Genomic DNA, 19,054 nt, shown 5'->3' on the forward strand with positions numbered 1-19,054 from the left:
GCGCCCTCGGGGCCACCGGCGCTGTCAGCGCCTCCTCCGTCGTCAACGCGGAAGGCCGGGCCGCGTGCTCGCTCTCCGTCTAGCCCGCGGCGCGCACCCGCTCGTCCAGCTGCGGCGCCTCCTCGTCGCCGCCGCGTCCGCCGGCACCGGCTTCCTGCTGCTGTGCACCATGGCGTACGCGCTGGAGCACCCCGGCGCCGGAGCCGTGCTGCGCCTCGCGTGGTGCCTCGCCCCGATCACCGCCACCGTGTACTTCACCGTCGCCGTGGCCCGTACCGACCCCGCCACCCGGCCGCGCAGCGGACTCTCCGCGGTGGGCCTCGGCCCCACCCGCCTGATGGTGCTCGCCACGATCTCCACGGCCGTGGCCTGCGTACTCGGCTCCATGGTGGCGCTGCTCTTCTTCCTGCACCTGCGCGGCGACGTCTCGGGGCTGCCCTTCGACGGGGCCGCCGCCGAACTGCTCGCCTCCGAGCGGCCGTTGCCGCTCGCCGGGACCCTCACCCTGCTCGCCGTGGTACCGATCACCGCGTCGGCGGCGAGCGCCCTCGCGCTGCGGCCGCGCCCCGCGAAGGCCACAGGGAAGGCCACGGGGAAGGCAACCGGCAAGGCCACGGGTGACGCCACGGAGAAGGAGCCCGGCTCCGAGCCCGTGGGCGACACGGACCCGGACGCCCCGGCCCCGCCGCCGAGCGGCCTCCCCTGGGGTGTCGCACTCCTCGCGGCGGGCCTCGCCGTGGAGACGTACGCGAGCGGCTCCGGCGGCGGCCCTGGCTCCGGCGTCCCCATGCCGGGCGTCGGCGCCGACGGCAACCCGGTGGGCGTCCTCGCGGGCTGGGCGCTGACCGCGCTCGGCCTCATGCTCGCCGGCCCGGGCCTCACCTACCTCTGCGGCCGGCTGCTTCAGGCGGTGCGGCCCGGCGCGATGCGTCTGCTCGCCGGGCGCGTCCTCCAAGAGGAGGCGCGGCGCGTCGGCCGACCGCTCGGTGTGCTGTGCGCGGTGGCCTCGGCCGCGTACGCCTCGATCGTGCTGTACGCGGGCCCGCGCCCCGAGGTCGGCCCGCTCACCGCGCTCGGCGGGCTGCTCGTCGCGGGGTGCGCCGTGCTGACGCTGGCCACGGCGGCCGTCGAGGCCAGACAGGACCGCTCGGAGACGACGGCCGCACTGCTGCGGCTCGGGGCCCCCGCGACGGTGCTGCGCGGTTCGGCGGCGCTGCGCGCGGGCGCGCTGTTCGCCGTCTTCGGCCCGCTGACCTGGCTCGTCGCCGAGCTGGCCGCGCTGCCGCTGGCGCGCTGAGTCCCCTGCCGCAGGGGTTCAAAAGCTCGCTCGAAAAATTCGCGGGCAAAAGTTCGCGGCGGACGATGAGTTCTGTGTCGAACGGATGTCTAACCCTCCGTAAGGCACACGCACTCACTGGGAGAGACACTCATGTACCAGCAGATGATCTTCGTGAACCTGGCCGTGTCCGACGTCGCCGCGTCGAAGAAGTTCTTCACCGAGCTCGGCTACACGATCAATCCACAGTTCTCGACCGACGACTGCGCGTCCGTGGTCATCAGCGACACCATCGTCGCGATGATGCTGAGCAAGGAGCACTACGCGAACTTCACGGAGAAGGAGATCGCGGACTCCACGAAGACCAGCGAGACGCTGATCTGTCTGAGCGCCGAGAGCCGCGAGAAGGTCGACGAGCTCGTCGACAAGGCCATCGCCGCCGGCGGCAAGGCCGGCAAGGTCCAGGACTACGGCACGATGTACGGCCGCGGCTTCGACGACCTGGACGGCCACTCCTGGGAGGTCATGTGGATGGACCCCTCGGAGGTCCAGGGCTGAGCGAGCCCCGGTGGGTGCCCTGCTTAGCATGGGCGGATGCAGCCGACTCCCGAACGCGCGTCCGCCCCGGAACCCCCCGGCGAGGGCCGCGACATCGCCCGTGAGCTCGACCACCAGGTCGACCACGAGACCGACCGTGAGATCGAGACCCTCGCCGAGTTCGACGAGGTCCTCGGCCGCGGGACCCTCGCGGGCCGCCGCGTCCAGGCCATAGACCTCACGGAGCGCACCTCCGCGCTCCTCGCGGCCGACGTGTCGGGCGCCGTCTTCCTCGGCTGCCCGATGCGGGAGGACGCGGCGGCGAAGGTGCGGGCCGGTGGCGCGCTGGTCTTCCCGCCGGTCCCCGGTCTGCCGTTCAATCCGTACCGCGGACTGCTGTACTCCCCCGAGGACCTGTTCACGGGCCTCGCCGACGGCGGGTACGAGTCGACGCCGGACGCCCACGCGTACCACTGGTTCCAGCGGACCAAGGCCGACGGCGACGTCCTGTCGTCGATGCTGCGCGCCATCCACGACGACTCCATCTCCGACGCCCTCGACGAACTCCTCGTCGGCGCCCGCGTGGTGGGCGTCATGGGCGGCCACGCGATGGCCCGCGGCACGGAGTCCTACGCGGGAGCGGCGCGGCTCGGCCGCGCGCTGGCCCGCGCGGGCTTCACGGTCGCGACGGGCGGCGGCCCGGGCGCGATGGAGGCGGCGAACCTCGGCGCCTACACGGCCCCCCTCGACGACACCGCGCTGGACGAGGCCCTGGCACTCCTCGCGAAGGCCCCGTCGTTCACGCCGTCGGTCACCGAGTGGGCGCGGGCGGCCTTCGCGGTCCGCGAGCGCTGGCCGGACGGCGGCGCCTCGGTGGGCATCCCGACCTGGTTCTACGGCCACGAGCCGCCGAACGCGTTCGCCTCCCACCTGGCCAAGTACTTCGCCAACGCCACCCGCGAGGACGGCCTGCTCGCCCGGTCGAACGCGGGCGTCGTCTTCCTCCCCGGCGCCGCCGGCACGGTCCAGGAGGTCTTCGACAACGCCACCCCCAACTACTACGAGTCGCGCGGCGAACCCACCCCCATGGTCCTCGTCGACCGCGCCCACTGGACGGAACACCTCCCGGTGTGGCCCCTGCTCCAGTCACTGGCGCACGGCAGGCCGATGGAGTCGCGGATCGCCCTGGTGGACCAAGTGGACGAGGCCCCGGCCGCCCTGCGAACCCTGGGCGCGACGCCTACGCCCACCGCCCGGCCCTGACCGCCGCCACCCGAACGACACCTGCCACTCGAACGACACCTGCCGCACGGCCATGACCGGCCGTCACACGAACGACGCCCGCTCCAGCCAGAAGTCCAGCAGCGCCCGCTCGCCCAGGACCTCCACGCGTCCGCTGTCCAGCGGGCGTCGGCGGTAGAAGGCGAGCAGCACCTCCGTGAGCGGGCCGCGCAGCGCGACCGTCGCCTTCGCGTGGCCGCGCCGCCAGGTGAAGCCCTCGTCGCCGAACTCGATCAGCCACTCGGCGCCGAGGCCGTCGGGGCCCTCGATGCCGTCCGGGGCGTCGGTCGCGTGCAGGTGGATGCTGCGTCCCCCACCCTTGAGCTCCGCCGCGCCGTCCTCCGGATCGGTGCGCTGCGCGAGTGCGACGAGGTCCAGCCATTCGTCGATCGCGTCGGCGGCGACGTCCGGCTCGACCTCGTACGCGACCCCGGCGGCGATGGCCGCGTCCGCGCGATGGATCACCAGCTCGTGCGTCATGCGGCGGGCCCAGAAGCCAGCGCGATGGTCGCCGGACCACGACCACACGGGGGCGTCGGCGCCCGCGGCGCGGAAGGTGTTCGCGCCGAGCTCGGCGGTCCGGGCCAGCCAGGCGTCGAGGGCGACCGGGTCGTCGGCCTCCGGACCGCCGGGGACACCCGGACCGTCGAGCTCCGGGATGTCCTCCTCCGGAATATCCTTCTCGGCCCGTGTCGCGACCAGGCGCTCGCTCCAGCGCACCGCGCCGCCCGTGTGCCGCACGAGCTGGGCCAGCGTCCAGTCGGGGCAGGTCGGCACGGTGACCGAGAGGTCGGCGCCGGTCAGCGTGGCCCTCAAGAGGTCGATCTGCCGGGCGACTTCGTCGCAGTAGCGCTCGTGGCTGAGTGTCGTCATGGTCGAACAGTAGATCGACATCGCAGGGGCGGCACCTGCATTTCACCCCCGGCTCCCTGCGCCTGAAGCTCCCAGGCCCCCGGCGCCCAGCTCCTGAAACCCCCAACCCCCGCGCCCCGGCCTCTCAGCCGAGCACCACCACATCCGCCGCGTCGAACGCGACACCCACGGTCTCCCCCACCTCCGGCGCCCGGCGCAGCGCGCACGCCGCCTCCAGGCGCGGCCCTTCCTTCGGCTGGAGGTGCACGGCGACGTGGGTGCCGCGGAAGGTGCGCGCCGTCACCGCGCACGGCAGCCCCTCGGCGGCGGGGACGAGCCGCACTCCGGCGGGCCGCACCAGGACCTTCCGCTGCCCGGCCGGGGCGCCCTCGGGGACCGGGATCTTGCCCCACACCGTGTCGGCGGCCCCGCCCGTCACCACCCCCCGGACGATGTTGTCGAAGCCGAGGAAACGGGCCACGAACTCGTCCGCCGGGCGCCGCCACACCTCAAGGGGCGTGCCGGACTGGGCGATCCGCCCGTCCCGCATGACGACGACGCGGTCGGCGAGCGCGAAGGCCTCGCCCTGGTCGTGCGTGACGGCGAGCACGGTGGTGCCCAACTCGTCGAAGAGTTCGCGGAGTTCGACGACGAGGCGCTCCCGCAGCGAGCGGTCGAGCTGTCCGAGCGGCTCGTCGAGCATGAGCAGGCTCGGGCGGGGCGCGAGCGCACGCGCCAGCGCGACCCGCTGCTGCTCGCCGCCGGACAGCGAGGCCACCGCGCGCCGCTGCGCCTTCGGCAGACCGACGAGCTCCAGCAACTCGGCGACGCGGTCGGCCTGTTCACCGCGCGAGGCGCCGTGCATACGGAGCCCGAAGGCCACGTTGCCCGCCACGTCGCACTGCGGGAAGAGCTGGTGGTCCTGGAACATCAGGCCGACGCCCCGCTTGTGGGCGGGCACCCCGCGCTGGTCGCGGCCGCCCAGCAGCACCTGCCCCGCGTCGAGCCCCTGCAGCCCGGCCACCGCCCGCAGCAGCGTCGACTTGCCGCTGCCGCTCGGCCCGAGCACGCAGACGATCTCGTGCTCGCCGACGTCGAGGTCGACGGCGTCGAGCACCGCACGCGCCCCGAAGCGGACCGTCGCGCCCCGCAGACTCAGCAAGGGGTTCGTCATCAGAAGTCCCCCGTGGTCCGCTCGGTCCGGACGCGTTCCAGGAGCAGCAGAGACACCGCGCACACCACCATGAGGATCGTCGAGAGGGCCATCGCCTGCCCGTAGTTGAGGTCACCGGCCCGGCCGAGCAGCCGCGCCACGGCGACCGGCAGCGTCGGGTTGTCGGGCCGCGCGATGAAGACGGTCGCCCCGAACTCGCCGAGCGACACGGCGAAGGCGAACCCGGCGGCGATCAGCAGCGCCCGCCGCACCATCGGCAGGTCCACCTCCCGCCAGGCCCGCAGCGGCGACGCGCCGAGCACGGCCGCCGCCTCGCGGAGCCGTCCGTCCACCGCGCGCAGGACGGGCAGCATGGTGCGTACGACGAAGGGCACGCCGACCAGCGCCTGGGCGAGCGGCACCAGGATCCAGGACGACCGCAGGTCGAGCGGCGGCTCGTCGAGGGTGATCAGGAAGCCGAAGCCGACGGTCACCGCCGACACCCCGAGCGGCAGCATCAGCAGCGCGTCGAAACCGCGGACGAGCCGGCCCGCACGGCGGGTGAGCGCGGCGGCGGCGAGCCCACCGACGACGACGGCGATGGCCGTGGCCACGACCGCGTACCGCAGCGAGTTCCAGACCGCCTCGATCGGCGGCACGAGGAAGGCGCCGCCGTCCGCCGAGGTCAGCTCCTTGTAGTAGGTGATCCCGAAGCCGTCGGGACCGTCGAACGAGCGCTGGACCAGAACCGCGAGCGGAAGCAGTATCAGCAGGGCGACCGTCGCCATGACGAGGCCGAGCAGCATCCACTGCCCGGCGCCGCGCGGCCTGCGCGCCACCGCCGAGGCGTCGACGAGCCGCAGCGCGCTCTCGCGCCGCCGCGCCGTCCACGCGTGGACGGCGAGGATCAGTCCGACCGCGGCGAACTGCACGAGGGTCAGGACCGCGGCCGTGGGCAGGTCGAGCAGTTGCGCGGTCTGCCGGTAGATCTCCACTTCGAGCGTGGAGTATGCGGGTCCGCCGAGGATCTGCACGACGCCGAAGGAGGTGAAGGTGAAGAGGAAGACCATGAGCGCGGCGGCGGCCACCGCCGGGCCGAGCGCCGGCAGCGTCACGGTCCGCCAGGCCGTCCAGCGGGACGCGCCGAGCATCCGCGCGGCCTCCTCCTGCCGCGGGTCGAGCTGCGACCAGAGCCCGCCGACGGTGCGTACGACGACCGCGTAGTTGAAGAAGACGTGCGCGAGGAGGATCGCCCAGACGGTGGTGTCGAGGCGTACGCCCCACAGCTCGTCGAAGAGCCCGCCCCGCCCGATCAGCGCCAGGAAGGCCGTCCCGACGACGACGGTCGGCAGCACGAACGGCACGGTGACGACGGCCCGCAGCAGCCCCTTTCCGGGGAACTCGAAGCGCGCGAAGACATACGCGCCGGGGAGCGCGATCAGCAGCGTGAGAGCGGTCGACGCGAGCGCCTGCCAGGTGGTGAACCACAGCACGTGCCGGATGTCGGACTGCCCGAGCACATCCGCGATCCGGCCGAACTGCCAGGCGCCGTCGACGTGCAGCCCGCGCGCGACGATCGCCGAGACCGGATAGGCGAAGAAGAGCGCGAAGAACGCGACGGGCAGGGCCAGCAGGCCGAGCCGCGCCGCGTTTCCGCGCGAGCGCCCCTTCACGGGGCGCCCCTTCACTTCAGTACGAGCGAGGTCCACGACTTGATCCACGGCTCGCGGTTGTCGGCGATCTTCTTCGGGTCCATGGTCTGCGGCTTGTCGACGGTCACGCCGTGCTCCGTGAACAGCTCGGGCAGCTTGATGCCCTCGCGCACCGGGTTCACGAACATGTTCAGCGGCATGTCCTCCTGGAACTCCTTGCCCGCGAGGAAGTCGAGGAGCGCCTTGCCGCCCTTCGTGTTCTTCGCGTTGCTCAGCAGGCCCGCGTACTCGACCTGGCGGAAGCAGGTGCCGGTCGCGACGCCGGTCGGTGCCTGCTTCGGCCGCGGCTCGCCGTAGAGGACCTCGACGGGCGGCGAGGAGGCGTAGGAGACGACGAGCGGCCGGTCGCCCTTGGCCTTCCTGCCGCCGGCGGACCCGGAGAACTCCTCGTTGTAGGCCTGTTCCCAGCCGTCGACGACCTTCACGCCGTTGGCCCTGAGCTTCTTCCAGTAGCTCTCCCAGCCCTTGTCGCCGTACTTCGCGGCGGTGCCGAGCAGGAAGCCGAGGCCGGGCGAGGAGGTCGAGGCGTTCTCGGTGACGAGCAGGTTCTTGTACCGCGGCTCGATCAGGTCGTCGAAGGACTTGGGCGGCGCCAGCTTCTTGCCGGCGAAGTACTTCTTGTCGTAGTTCACGCAGATGTCGCCGCTGTCGACGGGCGTCACCCGGTGCTTGCCCCGGTCGACCCGGAACTCCGGCTTGGTCTTCTCCGCGCCCTTGGCCTCGTACGACTGGAAGAGCCCGTGGTCGAGCGTCCGCGAGAGAAGGGTGTTGTCGACGCCGAAGAAGACGTCGCCCTGCGGGTTGTCCTTGGAGAGGATCGCCTTGTTCACGGCGGCGCCCGCGTCACCGTCCTTGAGGACCTTGACCTTGTAGCCGGACCGCTTCTCGAAGTCCTTCAGTACGTCCTTGGAGACGTTGAAGGAGTCGTGGCTGACGAGCGTCACGCTCTTGGAGTCGGACCCTCCGGAACCGCTGTCGGAGCCGCCGCACGCGGAGACCGCGACGAGCCCGACGCCCACCGCGACGGCGATGAACGAAACCTTCTTGGTGGTGCCCCTGGTGCTCACTGGTTTTCCTCCTGGGTGACCAGGAAGAGACGCGGCCCCGCCCGCGGGCCGGTGGCACGCGGGCAGGGCGCTACAGCTTGAGTGATGCCCGAACTTCCTACCCAGAATGACCTGGGCGAGGTTCAGAGGGTCTGCGGCCCACCTGTCCAAGGTGCCGCACTCTCAGCGCTGTGGCGCTCCCCTGTCGGAATATGCAGATGTGTGCACGCACTCCCACGAGGGAGTACGCCCGTCAGACTACCTCTCGGCCGCGGCGAGCTGGCCGCACGCTCCGTCGATCTCCTGACCCCGGGTGTCCCGAATCGTGACCGGCACACCATGGGCGGCGATGGCCTCCACGAACGCCTTCTCGTCCTCGGGCCGCGACGCCGTCCACTTGGAGCCCGGCGTGGGGTTCAGCGGAATCAGGTTCACGTGCACCGGCTTGCCCTTGAGGAGCCGGCCGAGCCGGTCACCTCGCCACGCCTGGTCGTTGATGTCGCGGATCAGCGCGTACTCGATGGAGAGGCGACGGCCCGACTTCGCGGCGTACTCCCAGCCGGCGTCGAGGACCTCCCGCACCTTCCACCGCGTGTTGACGGGCACGAGGGTGTCGCGCAGCTCGTCGTCCGGCGCGTGCAGCGAGATCGCGAGGCGGCACTTGAAGCCCTCGTCCGAGAACCGGTGGATGGCGGGCACGAGCCCCACCGTCGACACCGTGATCCCGCGCTGCGAGAGCCCGAGGCCGTCCGGCTCCGGATCGGTGAGGCGGCGGATGGCGCCGGTCACGCGCTTGTAGTTGGCGAGCGGCTCGCCCATGCCCATGAAGACGATGTTCGACAGCCGGGCGGGTCCACCCGGGATCTCACCGTCGCGCAGTGCGCGCATACCGTCGACGATCTGGTGCACGATCTCGCCCGTCGACAGGTTCCGGTCGAGACCGGCCTGTCCGGTGGCGCAGAACGGGCAGTTCATGCCGCACCCGGCCTGCGAGCTGATGCACATGGTGACCCGGTCCGGGTACCGCATCAGGACCGACTCGACGAGCGTCCCGTCGAAGAGCCGCCACAGCGTCTTGCGGGTCGTGTCGTCGTCACAGCTGATGTGCCGCACCACGGACATCAGATCGGGCAGCAGCGCCTCGCGGAGCTTGTCGCGCGCACCGGCGGGGATGTCGGTCCACTCGGCCGGGTCGTGCGCGTACCGCGCGAAGTAGTGCTGCGACAGCTGCTTGGCACGGAACGGCTTCTCGCCGATGGCGGCGACGGCTTCCTTGCGCTCGGCGGGCGTGAGGTCGGCGAGATGCCGCGGGGGCTTCTTGGCACCGCGGGGCGCGACGAAAGTGAGTTCTCCGGGTACAGGCATGGTCCTTCCAGTGTCGCAGACGGCCGAAGTCGGGCCAGGTCACTGCACACGGGTGACGGCCATCCTTGGTCGTTGCTGGCTACTGTTGGCTGTCCTTCGACGGCCCGCAGACGGCCCGGCGTTCGCTTGCTGAGCTGGCCAAAAGCCTTGTGGGCCTACTCAGCCCCTGGCACGAAGGCCAGCGCTCCACACCGTGACAGGAGTCTCAGCTGAGGTGACGGGCGCCGGCTCAGCATGCTGGAGGGCCGATACCACTCGAAAGTGCCTACTCACGTGAGTAGGTCAAGCGAATCTATGGCTCTTCGCCCCACTGGCCCCCTAAACTTTGAGCTATCGATCCTTCGAACAGTGATCTTTGAGTAGAAGGAGAAGACGATGATCGATGAAGCACGCTACCGCCTCTTAGCGCTTTGCTCTCTCCGCACCGAGGGCAAGAGCGTCGACTGGTCGGTCCTCGCCAGGGGCGCCTTGACCGGTCACCTTGACAGCATGTGCGACGGATTCATTCCGGAAGAGTCACCCGCAGCTCGCAAGGCCACGACCATCCTTCGGCAAGCGCTTCTAGAACAGCCCCTCGACACCCACCTGACACGCATCGACGACGAGTTGCAACGAGCCGCAAAAGTCGGCGCCCAACTCGTCACCGTTCTTGATGCAGATTATCCCGCAAATTTGCGAACCGTTCCAGACCTCCCACCGTTCCTCTTCTATCGAGGAAAACTCGACTACGAGGCAGATGCTCGATCAGTGGCTGTGGTCGGAACTCGCGACGCAACGGACATCGGCCTATCGCGTGCACGGAGGGTCGCACGGGAGCTAAGCGAAGCCGGTTTCGCTATTTCTTCCGGCCTGGCCCGCGGTGTAGACACAGAGGCACACCGAACCGCCCTCCACTTCGATCGTCGGACGATCGCGGTTGTGGGGACCGGGATCACGAAGTGCTACCCAAAGGAAAATCGAGGCTTGGCCGATGAGGTAGCCGACCGAGGGCTCCTAATTTCGCAGTTCTGGCCATCGCGCCCTCCAGGCCGGGACACCTTCCCGCGCCGAAATCACGTCACATCTGGGATTAGCCTGGGCAGCGTAGTAATCGAGGCATCAAGCACTTCCGGGGCCAAGATGCAGGCGCGCATTGCGAGCGAACAGGGGCGACACGTCCTACTGCTCCAGTCTCTCGTCGACAAGCAGCCCTGGGCCCGCAAGATGATTGACTCCCAGCGCGCAACCGCCGTGAGCGAATCCGAACAAATGATCGATATTCTCCGTGACCCAGTGGGCGCCACTGCGACCTCCATGACCCCGACTCAACTCCTCCTCGACGCCAACTGATTGCCCCATGACTGGCTATGCCCTTAACCTTTCATTGGGGTCGGGTCCAGGCAGGGGGTTGAGGGTTGTCATACCGTCGTTTCGTACGTCCACGCGGTGAGGGTTGGGGTACTGCGGGATGGGTGCGGTGGCTGCAAGAGCAGCAGGTGGCTCCATCCGTTTTAGATAGCGATAGCGGCACATGCTCCCTGTGCAGAACTCCCACCCCGGTTGGGCCACTAGGAACACCTTATGATTTCTGTCACGCCTGTCGCTTCAACCTGTCAAAAGTTCTCGACGGACTCGTCCCTATATGCTACTCGCTACACGACGGATTCGAGGGCGTCCTATGGCGGGCAAAAAATGAGCCAGCCGAGTCATGGTTGCGTGTGCCTTTAGGTTCATTACTTTGGAACTTCATGCACACGCACTTATCATGTATCGAAAACCGCTATGGGGGTAAGTTCGACCTCCAGATAGTGATGCCTTCACACTCCTCTACCCGAGATGGCATAAGCCATCTGGATGAAGTGGTAAATAGAGTCAGCGACTTCTCCGCCCAGTGGACCAAAGGCGCTCTCACGAAAGTGCACGCCTCTCCGGCAGGCTCCAGGCGAAGTCAGATAGTCCCAAATCTATTCGCCGCTAGCCCCACAGTGAGGGGCAAGCGAATACTTATTCTGGACGACACCTTCACCACTGGTGGAACTATGGGGAGCGCAGCTCACGCACTGAAGGCGCAAGGCGCTAGGTCAGTCATCGGGTTAACTCTCGGTCGTCAGTTGAGAGCCGACTGGAGCAATTCTCGGGATTTCGTTTCCGGACTATCTGGCCGCGGCCTTGAACTCAACCACTGCGTTGTACATAAGCGCAAGATGGAAGATCCCTTCGACCTAACCTTCCAACAGTCCGGGTAGCCAGTTGCCTTGATCGCATGCATGTTCGCGCGTTTCCGCACCTCCTGCCCGACGTCAGGCCAAGTACGCGCATGCAGACACGGGCGGGGTTGCCTAGTACACAGGGCCTCGGGCGGAAGGAGTTTCACTAATCGCTTGCTCGCCTTCTGCACCTTGCTGAGAACCCGGACAGTCTGTCCGGGTTCTGCCCTGTTCGGTCCTCCAAGCTGCTGCAAGCGGCGTTCAGACGCCTCTCGCCCATCGGCCAACACGGTCAGTAACGTGAAAGCGCCCCTACCACCAGCGGAGGTCGCACCCAATGCGTGGTCTCGGAGATCACCTGAGCATCGGCGAACGAATCGCGTTCTACCGGAAGCGCCGCGGGCACACGCAAGAGGTGCTGGCCGGACTGGTGGGCCGCAGCACCGACTGGCTCGCGAAGATCGAGACGGGCCGCAGGAAAGCACCCCGTATCGACATGCTCACGGAGCTGGCTCGCATCCTGCGCGTCCCGCTCGGGGATCTGCTTGGTCAGACAGTGCTCATGGAGGACGAACAGCACCGGGACGACGTCCCGGCGGTGCGCGACGCGCTCATGAGCCCGCGGCGACTTTCTCGCCTGCTCTTCGGCCCGGAAGCTGACGTGCAGCTCCCGATGCCCGCGTCCGTGGCCGTGAGGGTGGAGCAAGCGTGGAACGACTACCAGGGTGGTCGTCTCGGCAGTGTGATTGCGGCTCTTCCCGGCCTACTCCAAGCCGCTCAGGAACTGGAGGACCGAGCCGGGCGCCGCGGCGAGGATCGGCGCGACTGCTGGACGGTGTCCGCCCGCGCCCACCACCTTGCGGCCACAACGCTCGCGAAGATCGGTGAGTCCGATGTTTCGTGGCTGGCCGCTGAACGCGCGATGCGAGCGGCTGACGAGTCCGACGATCCTCTGGTTCTCGCTTCGGCTGCGCGGTCCGGCACACACGCACTGCTTGCCAATGGTCGCTACGAGGCGGCCATGGAACTCGGGAACACCACAGCCAGGTGGCTGGCGTCTCAAGTGGCAGCCAGCGACCCGGCCGCCCTGAGCCTGCTCGGAATGATCCACCTACGGGCTGCCGTCGCCGCCGCGAGGCACCAGGACCGTCCGACCGCGACCGAGCTCCTGAGCCGTGCCGAATTGCTGGCGGAGGATCTCGGCTCCGATGAGAACTACTGGCAGACCGGGTTCGGGCCCACGAACGTGCTCCTGCACCGCCTGTCCATCGAGCTGGACCTGGACAACATCTCGTACGTGGTGGAGCACGGGCAGATCAACGTGGATCACATGCCGCAGGAACGCAGCGTCTCCCATCGCATCGACTACTCGCGGGCCCTCTCACTCGCCGGCCACAGCGACGAAGCCTTCGCGGAACTACGCAAGGCCGAACGCACCTCCCCGCAGCTCGTACGCAACAATCCGAGGGTGCGCGAGACGTTGCGGGACCTGATCAAACAGGCGCCTGTCAGCGGCGGCTCGCGTTCGTCCGAAGTGTTCGTGATGGCTCAGCGTTGCAGGGCGGTGCAGTGAATTCAGGCAGGCGCGGGGTGCTGGGAGTGGTGGGTTCAGCGGCCGGCGGGGTGGAGACCCTGCGTACAGGCCTGGTCGAACCCGCGCTGGATAGCGGATGGCAAGTGGCTGTGACGCTGACGCCGACCGCGGGGCGCTGGCTCCGGATGAACGGCGAGGCTGAGCGGCTGGAGAAGCTGACCGGCTTGCCTGTACGAGATGAACCGCGGCTCCCCGGCGAGGCACGCCCGCACCCTCGCGTCGACTGCTACGTGGTCGCTCCTGCATCGGCCAACATGGTCGCGAAGCTGGCTAGCGGCCTGATGGACAACCAGGCGCTGACGCAGGTGGGCGAGGCGATTGGAACGGTGGACCTGCCGGTCGTCGTCTTCCCTCGCGTGAACGCGGCGCACGTGCGTCACCCGGCTTGGCGACGCCACATCGAATCACTGCGCGAGGCTGATGTCCGCCTCGTATACGGGCCGGACGTATGGCCCCTGTACGAGCCGCGCGACGCTCCATCAGGGCGGGAGCTGCCGTGGTCGGCTGTGCTGAAGGCTGTGGACGAAGTGGCTCGATGACGACTCGTCAATGCTGCTGACCTGTAAGGAAAGAGGACCCGGACACTCTGTCCGGGTCCTCTTCTGTCTGTGGCTACATGCTCAGTGTCATGCCAGGGACCAACGAGCGACGGAACGAAGCAGGGAATCTCACTCCCGCCGAACTCGCAGCGATCAAAGCGAGTTTGCACGAGGCGCGCGCCGCGACTGAGCGACTCTTGCGGCGCACAGACTCGCTCACTGCGAAGGTGGAGGAGTCTCTTCGCCGACAGCCCGCTCCAGGCGGTCCAGCCGCTCATCGAGCAAGCGGAGCGCGGCATGAATCGAGCTGAGTTCATCAGCCAATGCGGCGAACGCGGGGCTACTTCCGGGCTCTGTGCCGAGGGGCACCGACGGATCGCGTACGAAGGTCCCGCGCCCCTGCTGCGTGAGAACCAAACCCTCGTCGCGGAGTTGGCTGTACGCGCTCTGCACGGTCATGAGTTGCACGCCAAGCTGCTTGGCGAGCTGGCGAGCGGCCGGCAGCCGCTTCCCCGGGACAAAGTCCTCGTTGTTCGGGTCCGCGATCCTCGCGCGGTAGTCGGCAGCGATCTCCTTGGCCGTGGGCTTGGGCGCATCGGGGCTCGAATCCATGGCTTCGAGAGTAACCGGACCTAGGTCAATCTCTGATCCTTCGGCGAATCCTCTTGACTCTCAGATTGACCTGGGTCAATCTGAGTCGTGTCGGAACGGGACAGGTCGCTTCCTCCGGAGCGAGCCCCGTGCCGGTCGTTCCTTCAGAACTCAACAGAGTGCCCAACCCAGCCATCTGCTCACGGGTGGTCGATGGGTTGGAGGTCAGTCCGCCCCACCTCGGCAAGCAAGAGGGCGGACGCGCACGGGTTCTGTCCCTGTGCGCGGAACAGCGCATCCCAACTTCACCGCAGCGGCCTACCGGCCGCGCCGGTTGCCTCCCCCGCCCGTCCGACCGGCTCTGCGGAGCTATTCGTACGGGCGGGGGTGCGGGGAGCCGGAAGAGCTCCAAAGCCCTGAGAGGAGCCCGTTATGCCGAAGGACATCTACCACTGCGCGCAGTGTGAGCAGCACACCCACCTGCACCGCGGGGGCGCGAACCTGCCCTGCAAGTGGTGCGAGGAGCACGCCAAGACGATCCCGTTCTGGCGCTGACTGACCGGTTGCCTGTGGTCCCGGACCTGGTTCCGGGGCCGCGGGGAGCACGGGACAGACCCGCTCCATGCTGACCCGAGAGGACACCCATCGTGGATCAGAACCAGCTGGACGACATCGCCGCCCGCATCGTCTCCGCTGCGGCGCAGTTCGCCCCCAGCCACCGCCCGACCGCGGCACAGAAAGCCGATGCGGCAGCGGTGTTGAGCGAAATGCTTCAGGCGACCGCGATCTACGGCCTGACCTTCGCCGATTTCGACGGTGTCGCCGACTTCCCCCGGATGGCTATACAGCTCGTCCAGCACCGCGACGCACAGCGCTGATCAACCGCCCCGATGGTCGCAGGCCGGGTTCGACTCCCGGCCGGGGCGCTCTCGCCCGCCGCGTTCGCGGCCGGCGCCATCTGTCCGGGCCGGGCGTCGTCTCGCCACTGCCTGCGCCCGCCCGGCTTCCTCCCTCCCTCCAAGGAGTCGCCATGGCCACGGCCTTTGCTGTTGTCTTCATCGCCTTGTACGTCGCCCACAGCGTGGGGGACCACTGGGTGCAGAGCTCCCACCAGTCCGCGCACAAGGGCCTGCCCGGATGGGTGGGCCGTCTGGCCGACGCCCGGCACGTCGCCACGCTCACCGCGACCAAGGTCGTCATCCTGCTGCCGGTTGCCTGGCTGCTGGACCTGCACCTGTCCCTGCTGGGTGTGGTCCTGGGCCTGGGTGTCGACGCCGTCACGCACTGGTGGGCCGACCGCCGCAGCACGCTGGCGTGGCTGGCCAAGGTGACCGGCAAGGGCGAGTTCTACCGGCTCGGCACCCCGCGCCCCGGCCGCGACGACAACCCGCACATCGGTACCGGCGCCTACGCCCTTGACCAGTCCTTCCATCACCTGTGGCTGCTGGTCGCCGCGCTGATTATCGCCACCGTCTGAGCCACGCCCCGGGCACCGCCCCGGACTCTCGCGCACCCTCCCTCCTCGTCTTCCTGGAGTTCGTCATGACCGAGCGCACGTTCGCCTCCAAGACCGCCGGTCCTCTCGTGCTGGGCCTGTCCCTGCCGGCCGGTCACGCACACGTCCACGTCAGCGACCTGTACAGCCACGCCCGTGTGGTGCTGAGCACCGACGACTGCACCGGGCCCGCCGCCGATGCGGTCTCGGGCGCCCGCGCCGAACAGAACGGGCAGACGCTCGGCATCGAGGTACCGAAGATGCCCGGCAACGTGATGGTGCAGAGCATCCGCGGAAACCGGGTCACGCAGAGCGCGGGCACCGTGTACGGCACGGTCACCGGGATGACCATCATCAACGGCCGCGTCGTCAGCGGCAGTTCCGGCAGCATGACCACGGTGAGCCCGATCCAGGCGAACGTCTTCCTGCCTGTCGGGTCCTCGCTGGCCTTCGTCACCACCTCTGGCGATGTCGAGATCTTCGGCCACCTCGATGCGCTGGAGTTCCGCTCCGTCTCCGGCGACCTTAACGCCGACGGGGTGCGGGAGCTGAAGGCCCGCACCACCTCGGGGGATGTAGTGGCGGCCCGGGTGACCGGGACCATCACCGCACAGACCGTTTCCGGGAACATCGCCGTCGACCTGTACGACGGCCACCAGGCGCAGCTCAACACCACCTCCGGCGACATCGAGGTGCAGGCCACCCGCGCCGCCTGCGGCCCGATGGGCGCGAACAGCGTTTCCGGAGATGTCCGCCTCACCGGCGCCAGCCGTCTGATGGTCAGCGCGGACAGCCTCTCCGGCCGGGTCCGCCACCACTGAACCGCCCCTCGCCGGGGCCGGGCGCCGTCTCGCCAAAGCCTGCGCCCGCCCCGGCTTCCTCCCGTCCCTCCCTCTGCCAGGAGTCACCATGCGTAGCTACGTCAGCGGCCATGAGGCCGTCAGCGACACCGACTTCCTCGAACTCGCCCTGGGCACCCCGCTGGAACTGTGGCTGGGAACCGAGGGCGAGAGCGAGACCGAGCGCGCGGCACGTTTGGACGCGGCCCGCGACATCCTCGCTGACAACCCGCACCTGCCCGACGACGCGGTCCGTATCGCCGCGCAGGCCATCGAGGCGTACGTGCCGGAGCTGTTCAACATCACCCCGTTGCGCCGCCCGGCCTCGCGTCGTGACGGTGCCCGTAAGGCGGTGGCGGCATGAGGACGCTGGCCGCACGTGAGCGGGTCATCGTGTCGTTCCTGGTGGTCGGGGCGCTCGTCATGATGAGCGCGGCCACCGTCTACCTCGTCACCGGTGAACCGCTGTGGCGGTTCCTGGTCGGCGTCGGCGGTGCCCTCCACTTCACCGGCTGGGTGCTGGACATCCGCCGTCCGGGCCGTCAGAGGGGCGGTGCGCGGTGAGCGCGCCGGCCGCTCCCGAGCGTGCGGCGGTGCCGCCGCTGACGCGCCCGGAGCTGGGCCTTGCCGGTGTCGGCGCTGCGGCTGCGGCCGGGGTCGGCTCGCTCGGCTTCATCGCCTCGTTCGACGCGGTGTCGGCCGCCGCGCTGCGCTGGGGTTTTGCTTCCCCGTGGATGCTGCCGGTCGGTATCGACGTGGCCATCCCGGTGTTCACCGTCGCCAACCTGCTGCTGATCCGTATGGATATGGCGCTGGCGTGGGTGCGGTTCGTGCCCTGGGCGCTCACGCTGATCACCTGCGGGCTGAACGTGGCCGCCGGGAACAGTCTGTGGGCCAAGGTCGCGCACGGCACGATGCCGCTGCTGTGGGTGGTGTTTTCCGAGATCGGCGCGCACATCTACGCGGTGCGGATCGGTGCGGTGACCGGGCGGCGGATGGACAAGATCCGGGCCAGTCGGTGGCTCCTCGCCCCGCTGACCACGTTTGCGCTGTGGCGGCGCATGACGCTGTGGGAGATCACCTCCTACGCCGACGCGCTCGCCCGCGAGCGGGAGCGCCAGCTGGCCCGCGCGGAGCTGCGCGAGCAGCACGGGCGCCGCTGGCGCTCGAAGACACCACGGCGCTCGCGCGTCCTGCTCAAACTCGGAGAGCTCGCCCCCGCGGCCGGGGAAGAGCCGCACGACGAGCGGCAGGAGCCGGACCCGTCCAACGGCGAGAAGCCCGACTCGCAGCGTCGGCGCAAGCCGCCAGCCACCCCGCGCCGCCGCCCGAACAAGACGGTGCGGCGCGGACTGGAGGAACTGCTCGCCGAGGCGCGCGAGTTGACGGCCACCTGGTCGGATGCCGAGGTCGACAACGGTGAGGCGCTGCGTAAGGCGCTGCGCTGCGGGGCCAAGCCCGCCCGGCAGGTACGGGACGTGCTGACCGCGGAGCGCGCCAGCAAGCCGCTGCACGCCGTCGAGACCCCCGCAGACGCGTCGGAGACCGGTGAGGGGGCGGCGGCATGAGCGCGCTCTTAGCAGCCCTCACCGCCTGCGCTCCGCTCGCCGGTGGATGGGCGGCCCACGTGGCGTGGCTGCACCGTCGCCTGCACGTGGCGCGGCGCGACCCGCTGACCGGTCTGCGGACCCGGGATGCGTTCACCCGCCGAGCCACGGCGCTGCTCGGGGACGGGCGGGCCATCGTGGTGCTGGCCGACGTCGACCACTTCAAGCAGATCAACGACCGGCACGGGCATGCCGCCGGTGACGAGCTGCTGAAGGCGACCGCTGCTCGGCTGGCACGCCACGTCGGCCCGTCCGGGGTGGTCGGACGGCTGGGGGGTGATGAGTTCGCCGCCGTTCTTCTCGACCGGTACGGCGGCGCCGCCGATCTGCTCGCCCACCTGCACACCACCCTCGCCCGGCCCGTCGAGGGTCTGGATCCGGCGGTGTGCACCACGGTGTCGCTCGGCTGGGTCCGCGCCGCCGACTTCCCCGGCGAGGACCTGTCCGCGCTGCTGCGGCGCGCGGATGAGGCCATGTACGCGGCCAAGCAGGAAGCCCGCTCCGGGCTGCGCCGGGCCGGACTGGGCCGCCTGTTCGCCACCGTCGCCGGACGCCGTTCCGGCCGCCGCGGCGCCCGCACGGAACTGCCCGTGATGGGGGTGGCGGCATGAGCGAACCCCTGACCGGCATGAGCACCTGGCGGCCGGTGATGGTGGCGGCGGGCTTCCGCTGCCAGTGCACCGGAGCGTGCGGCAACCCGCACGCCAAGGGCGGCGGACGGTGCCCGCGCGAGCACGACCACTACACCCGCGAACACCAGGGCCACCGCGTGCGGCTCCTCGCCGCGCCCGCCGACCCGCTCACCACGCCCGTGGCCGCCGCCGCGCTGCCCGCCGCCGACCTGGTGGCGTGGTGCCCGGAGTGCCACACCGCCGCCGCGCGCCGCGCGCGCAAAGCCGCCGCCCCGCCCGTCGAGGCGCCGGTCCTGTTCGACCTGTGAAGGGTGCTGGCTCACGGCGCCCGACACCCACTCGCCCCTAC

Annotated in this window: 22 protein-coding genes; 16 read left to right on the forward strand and 6 right to left on the reverse strand. The window is 69.6% G+C overall.

The window, feature by feature from the left end:
• Positions 1-64: 64 nt before the first annotated feature.
• The 3 genes from ACZ56E_RS28590 (at position 65) to ACZ56E_RS28600 (ending at position 3,076) form a co-directional block, all read left to right on the forward strand.
• Entirely contained in the window at positions 65-1,297 is a 1,233-nt protein-coding gene (locus ACZ56E_RS28590) for a hypothetical protein (protein ID WP_471218529.1), read from the forward strand.
• 132 nt (positions 1,298-1,429) lie between these two features.
• Entirely contained in the window at positions 1,430-1,834 is a 405-nt protein-coding gene (locus ACZ56E_RS28595) for a VOC family protein (protein WP_468611415.1), read from the forward strand.
• 36 nt (positions 1,835-1,870) lie between these two features.
• Positions 1,871-3,076, forward strand: a complete 1,206-nt coding sequence (locus ACZ56E_RS28600) for an LOG family protein (RefSeq protein ID WP_471218530.1) — start codon at positions 1,871-1,873, stop codon at positions 3,074-3,076.
• Positions 3,077-3,139: 63 nt separating this feature from the next.
• On the opposite strand, the gene ACZ56E_RS28605 is transcribed toward ACZ56E_RS28600, so the two are convergent.
• The 5 genes from ACZ56E_RS28605 to rlmN form a co-directional block, all read right to left on the reverse strand.
• Entirely contained in the window at positions 3,140-3,967 is an 828-nt protein-coding gene (locus ACZ56E_RS28605; RefSeq protein ID WP_471218532.1) for a maleylpyruvate isomerase family mycothiol-dependent enzyme, read from the reverse strand.
• A gap of 124 nt (positions 3,968-4,091) precedes the next feature.
• Positions 4,092-5,120 (reverse strand): ABC transporter ATP-binding protein, encoded by a 1,029-nt coding sequence (locus ACZ56E_RS28610; protein WP_471218534.1) that lies wholly within the window; start codon positions 5,118-5,120, stop codon positions 4,092-4,094.
• The gene (locus ACZ56E_RS28615) at positions 5,120-6,808 is read right to left on the reverse strand and encodes an ABC transporter permease (protein WP_471218535.1); all 1,689 of its coding nucleotides are present in this window, start codon (positions 6,806-6,808) and stop codon (positions 5,120-5,122) included. The genes ACZ56E_RS28610 and ACZ56E_RS28615 overlap by 1 nt, the downstream gene beginning before the upstream one ends.
• Complete coding sequence (locus ACZ56E_RS28620; protein WP_471218537.1) at positions 6,784-7,878, reverse strand: thiamine ABC transporter substrate-binding protein; 1,095 nt, start codon at positions 7,876-7,878, stop codon at positions 6,784-6,786. Before ACZ56E_RS28620 ends, ACZ56E_RS28615 begins: the two co-directional genes overlap by 25 nt.
• 237 nt (positions 7,879-8,115) lie before the next feature.
• Complete coding sequence (gene rlmN, locus ACZ56E_RS28625) at positions 8,116-9,222, reverse strand: dual-specificity RNA methyltransferase RlmN (protein ID WP_365364085.1); 1,107 nt, start codon at positions 9,220-9,222, stop codon at positions 8,116-8,118.
• A gap of 375 nt (positions 9,223-9,597) precedes the next feature.
• Between rlmN and ACZ56E_RS28630 the strand changes: the two genes are divergently transcribed.
• From ACZ56E_RS28630 to ACZ56E_RS28645, 4 genes are all read left to right on the forward strand, one after another.
• Positions 9,598-10,551 (forward strand): DNA-processing protein DprA, encoded by a 954-nt coding sequence (locus ACZ56E_RS28630; protein ID WP_468562280.1) that lies wholly within the window; start codon positions 9,598-9,600, stop codon positions 10,549-10,551.
• Positions 10,552-11,012: 461 nt separating this feature from the next.
• Complete coding sequence (locus ACZ56E_RS28635) at positions 11,013-11,447, forward strand: ComF family protein (protein ID WP_471218835.1); 435 nt, start codon at positions 11,013-11,015, stop codon at positions 11,445-11,447.
• 298 nt (positions 11,448-11,745) lie between these two features.
• Complete coding sequence (locus tag ACZ56E_RS28640; RefSeq protein ID WP_468562282.1) at positions 11,746-12,981, forward strand: helix-turn-helix domain-containing protein; 1,236 nt, start codon at positions 11,746-11,748, stop codon at positions 12,979-12,981.
• Between the two features lie 50 nt (positions 12,982-13,031).
• Positions 13,032-13,541 carry a flavoprotein gene (locus ACZ56E_RS28645; RefSeq protein ID WP_468562495.1) on the forward strand — a complete coding sequence of 170 codons (510 nt, stop codon included), beginning with the start codon at positions 13,032-13,034 and terminating at the stop codon, positions 13,539-13,541.
• Positions 13,542-13,757: 216 nt separating this feature from the next.
• On the opposite strand, the gene ACZ56E_RS28650 is transcribed toward ACZ56E_RS28645, so the two are convergent.
• Positions 13,758-14,153 carry a GntR family transcriptional regulator gene (locus tag ACZ56E_RS28650; RefSeq protein ID WP_471218542.1) on the reverse strand — a complete coding sequence of 132 codons (396 nt, stop codon included), beginning with the start codon at positions 14,151-14,153 and terminating at the stop codon, positions 13,758-13,760.
• Positions 14,154-14,564: 411 nt separating this feature from the next.
• Between ACZ56E_RS28650 and ACZ56E_RS28655 the strand changes: the two genes are divergently transcribed.
• From ACZ56E_RS28655 to ACZ56E_RS28695, 9 genes are all read left to right on the forward strand, one after another.
• Positions 14,565-14,687: a hypothetical protein gene (locus ACZ56E_RS28655; protein ID WP_404754265.1), complete on the forward strand. Its 123-nt coding sequence runs from the start codon at positions 14,565-14,567 to the stop codon at positions 14,685-14,687.
• Between the two features lie 92 nt (positions 14,688-14,779).
• Positions 14,780-15,010, forward strand: a complete 231-nt coding sequence (locus tag ACZ56E_RS28660; RefSeq protein ID WP_468562288.1) for a hypothetical protein — start codon at positions 14,780-14,782, stop codon at positions 15,008-15,010.
• Positions 15,011-15,162: 152 nt separating this feature from the next.
• On the forward strand, positions 15,163-15,609 hold the full coding sequence (locus ACZ56E_RS28665; RefSeq protein ID WP_471218544.1) for a transcriptional regulator: 447 nt from the start codon (positions 15,163-15,165) through the stop codon (positions 15,607-15,609).
• Positions 15,610-15,674: 65 nt separating this feature from the next.
• Positions 15,675-16,448, forward strand: a complete 774-nt coding sequence (locus ACZ56E_RS28670) for a DUF4097 family beta strand repeat-containing protein (protein ID WP_471218546.1) — start codon at positions 15,675-15,677, stop codon at positions 16,446-16,448.
• 88 nt (positions 16,449-16,536) lie between these two features.
• Positions 16,537-16,830, forward strand: coding sequence for a hypothetical protein (locus tag ACZ56E_RS28675; RefSeq protein ID WP_471218548.1), 294 nt, complete (start codon positions 16,537-16,539; stop codon positions 16,828-16,830).
• Positions 16,827-17,030: a hypothetical protein gene (locus tag ACZ56E_RS28680; RefSeq protein ID WP_471218551.1), complete on the forward strand. Its 204-nt coding sequence runs from the start codon at positions 16,827-16,829 to the stop codon at positions 17,028-17,030. Before ACZ56E_RS28675 ends, ACZ56E_RS28680 begins: the two co-directional genes overlap by 4 nt.
• The gene (locus tag ACZ56E_RS28685) at positions 17,027-18,034 is read left to right on the forward strand and encodes a DUF2637 domain-containing protein (protein ID WP_471218553.1); all 1,008 of its coding nucleotides are present in this window, start codon (positions 17,027-17,029) and stop codon (positions 18,032-18,034) included. Before ACZ56E_RS28680 ends, ACZ56E_RS28685 begins: the two co-directional genes overlap by 4 nt.
• Positions 18,031-18,684 carry a GGDEF domain-containing protein gene (locus ACZ56E_RS28690; RefSeq protein ID WP_471218555.1) on the forward strand — a complete coding sequence of 218 codons (654 nt, stop codon included), beginning with the start codon at positions 18,031-18,033 and terminating at the stop codon, positions 18,682-18,684. Before ACZ56E_RS28685 ends, ACZ56E_RS28690 begins: the two co-directional genes overlap by 4 nt.
• Entirely contained in the window at positions 18,681-19,013 is a 333-nt protein-coding gene (locus ACZ56E_RS28695; protein ID WP_471218557.1) for a hypothetical protein, read from the forward strand. The genes ACZ56E_RS28690 and ACZ56E_RS28695 overlap by 4 nt, the downstream gene beginning before the upstream one ends.
• The last annotated feature ends 41 nt before the right edge of the window (positions 19,014-19,054 follow it).

This window comes from Streptomyces sp. NPDC039480, assembly GCF_055597165.1.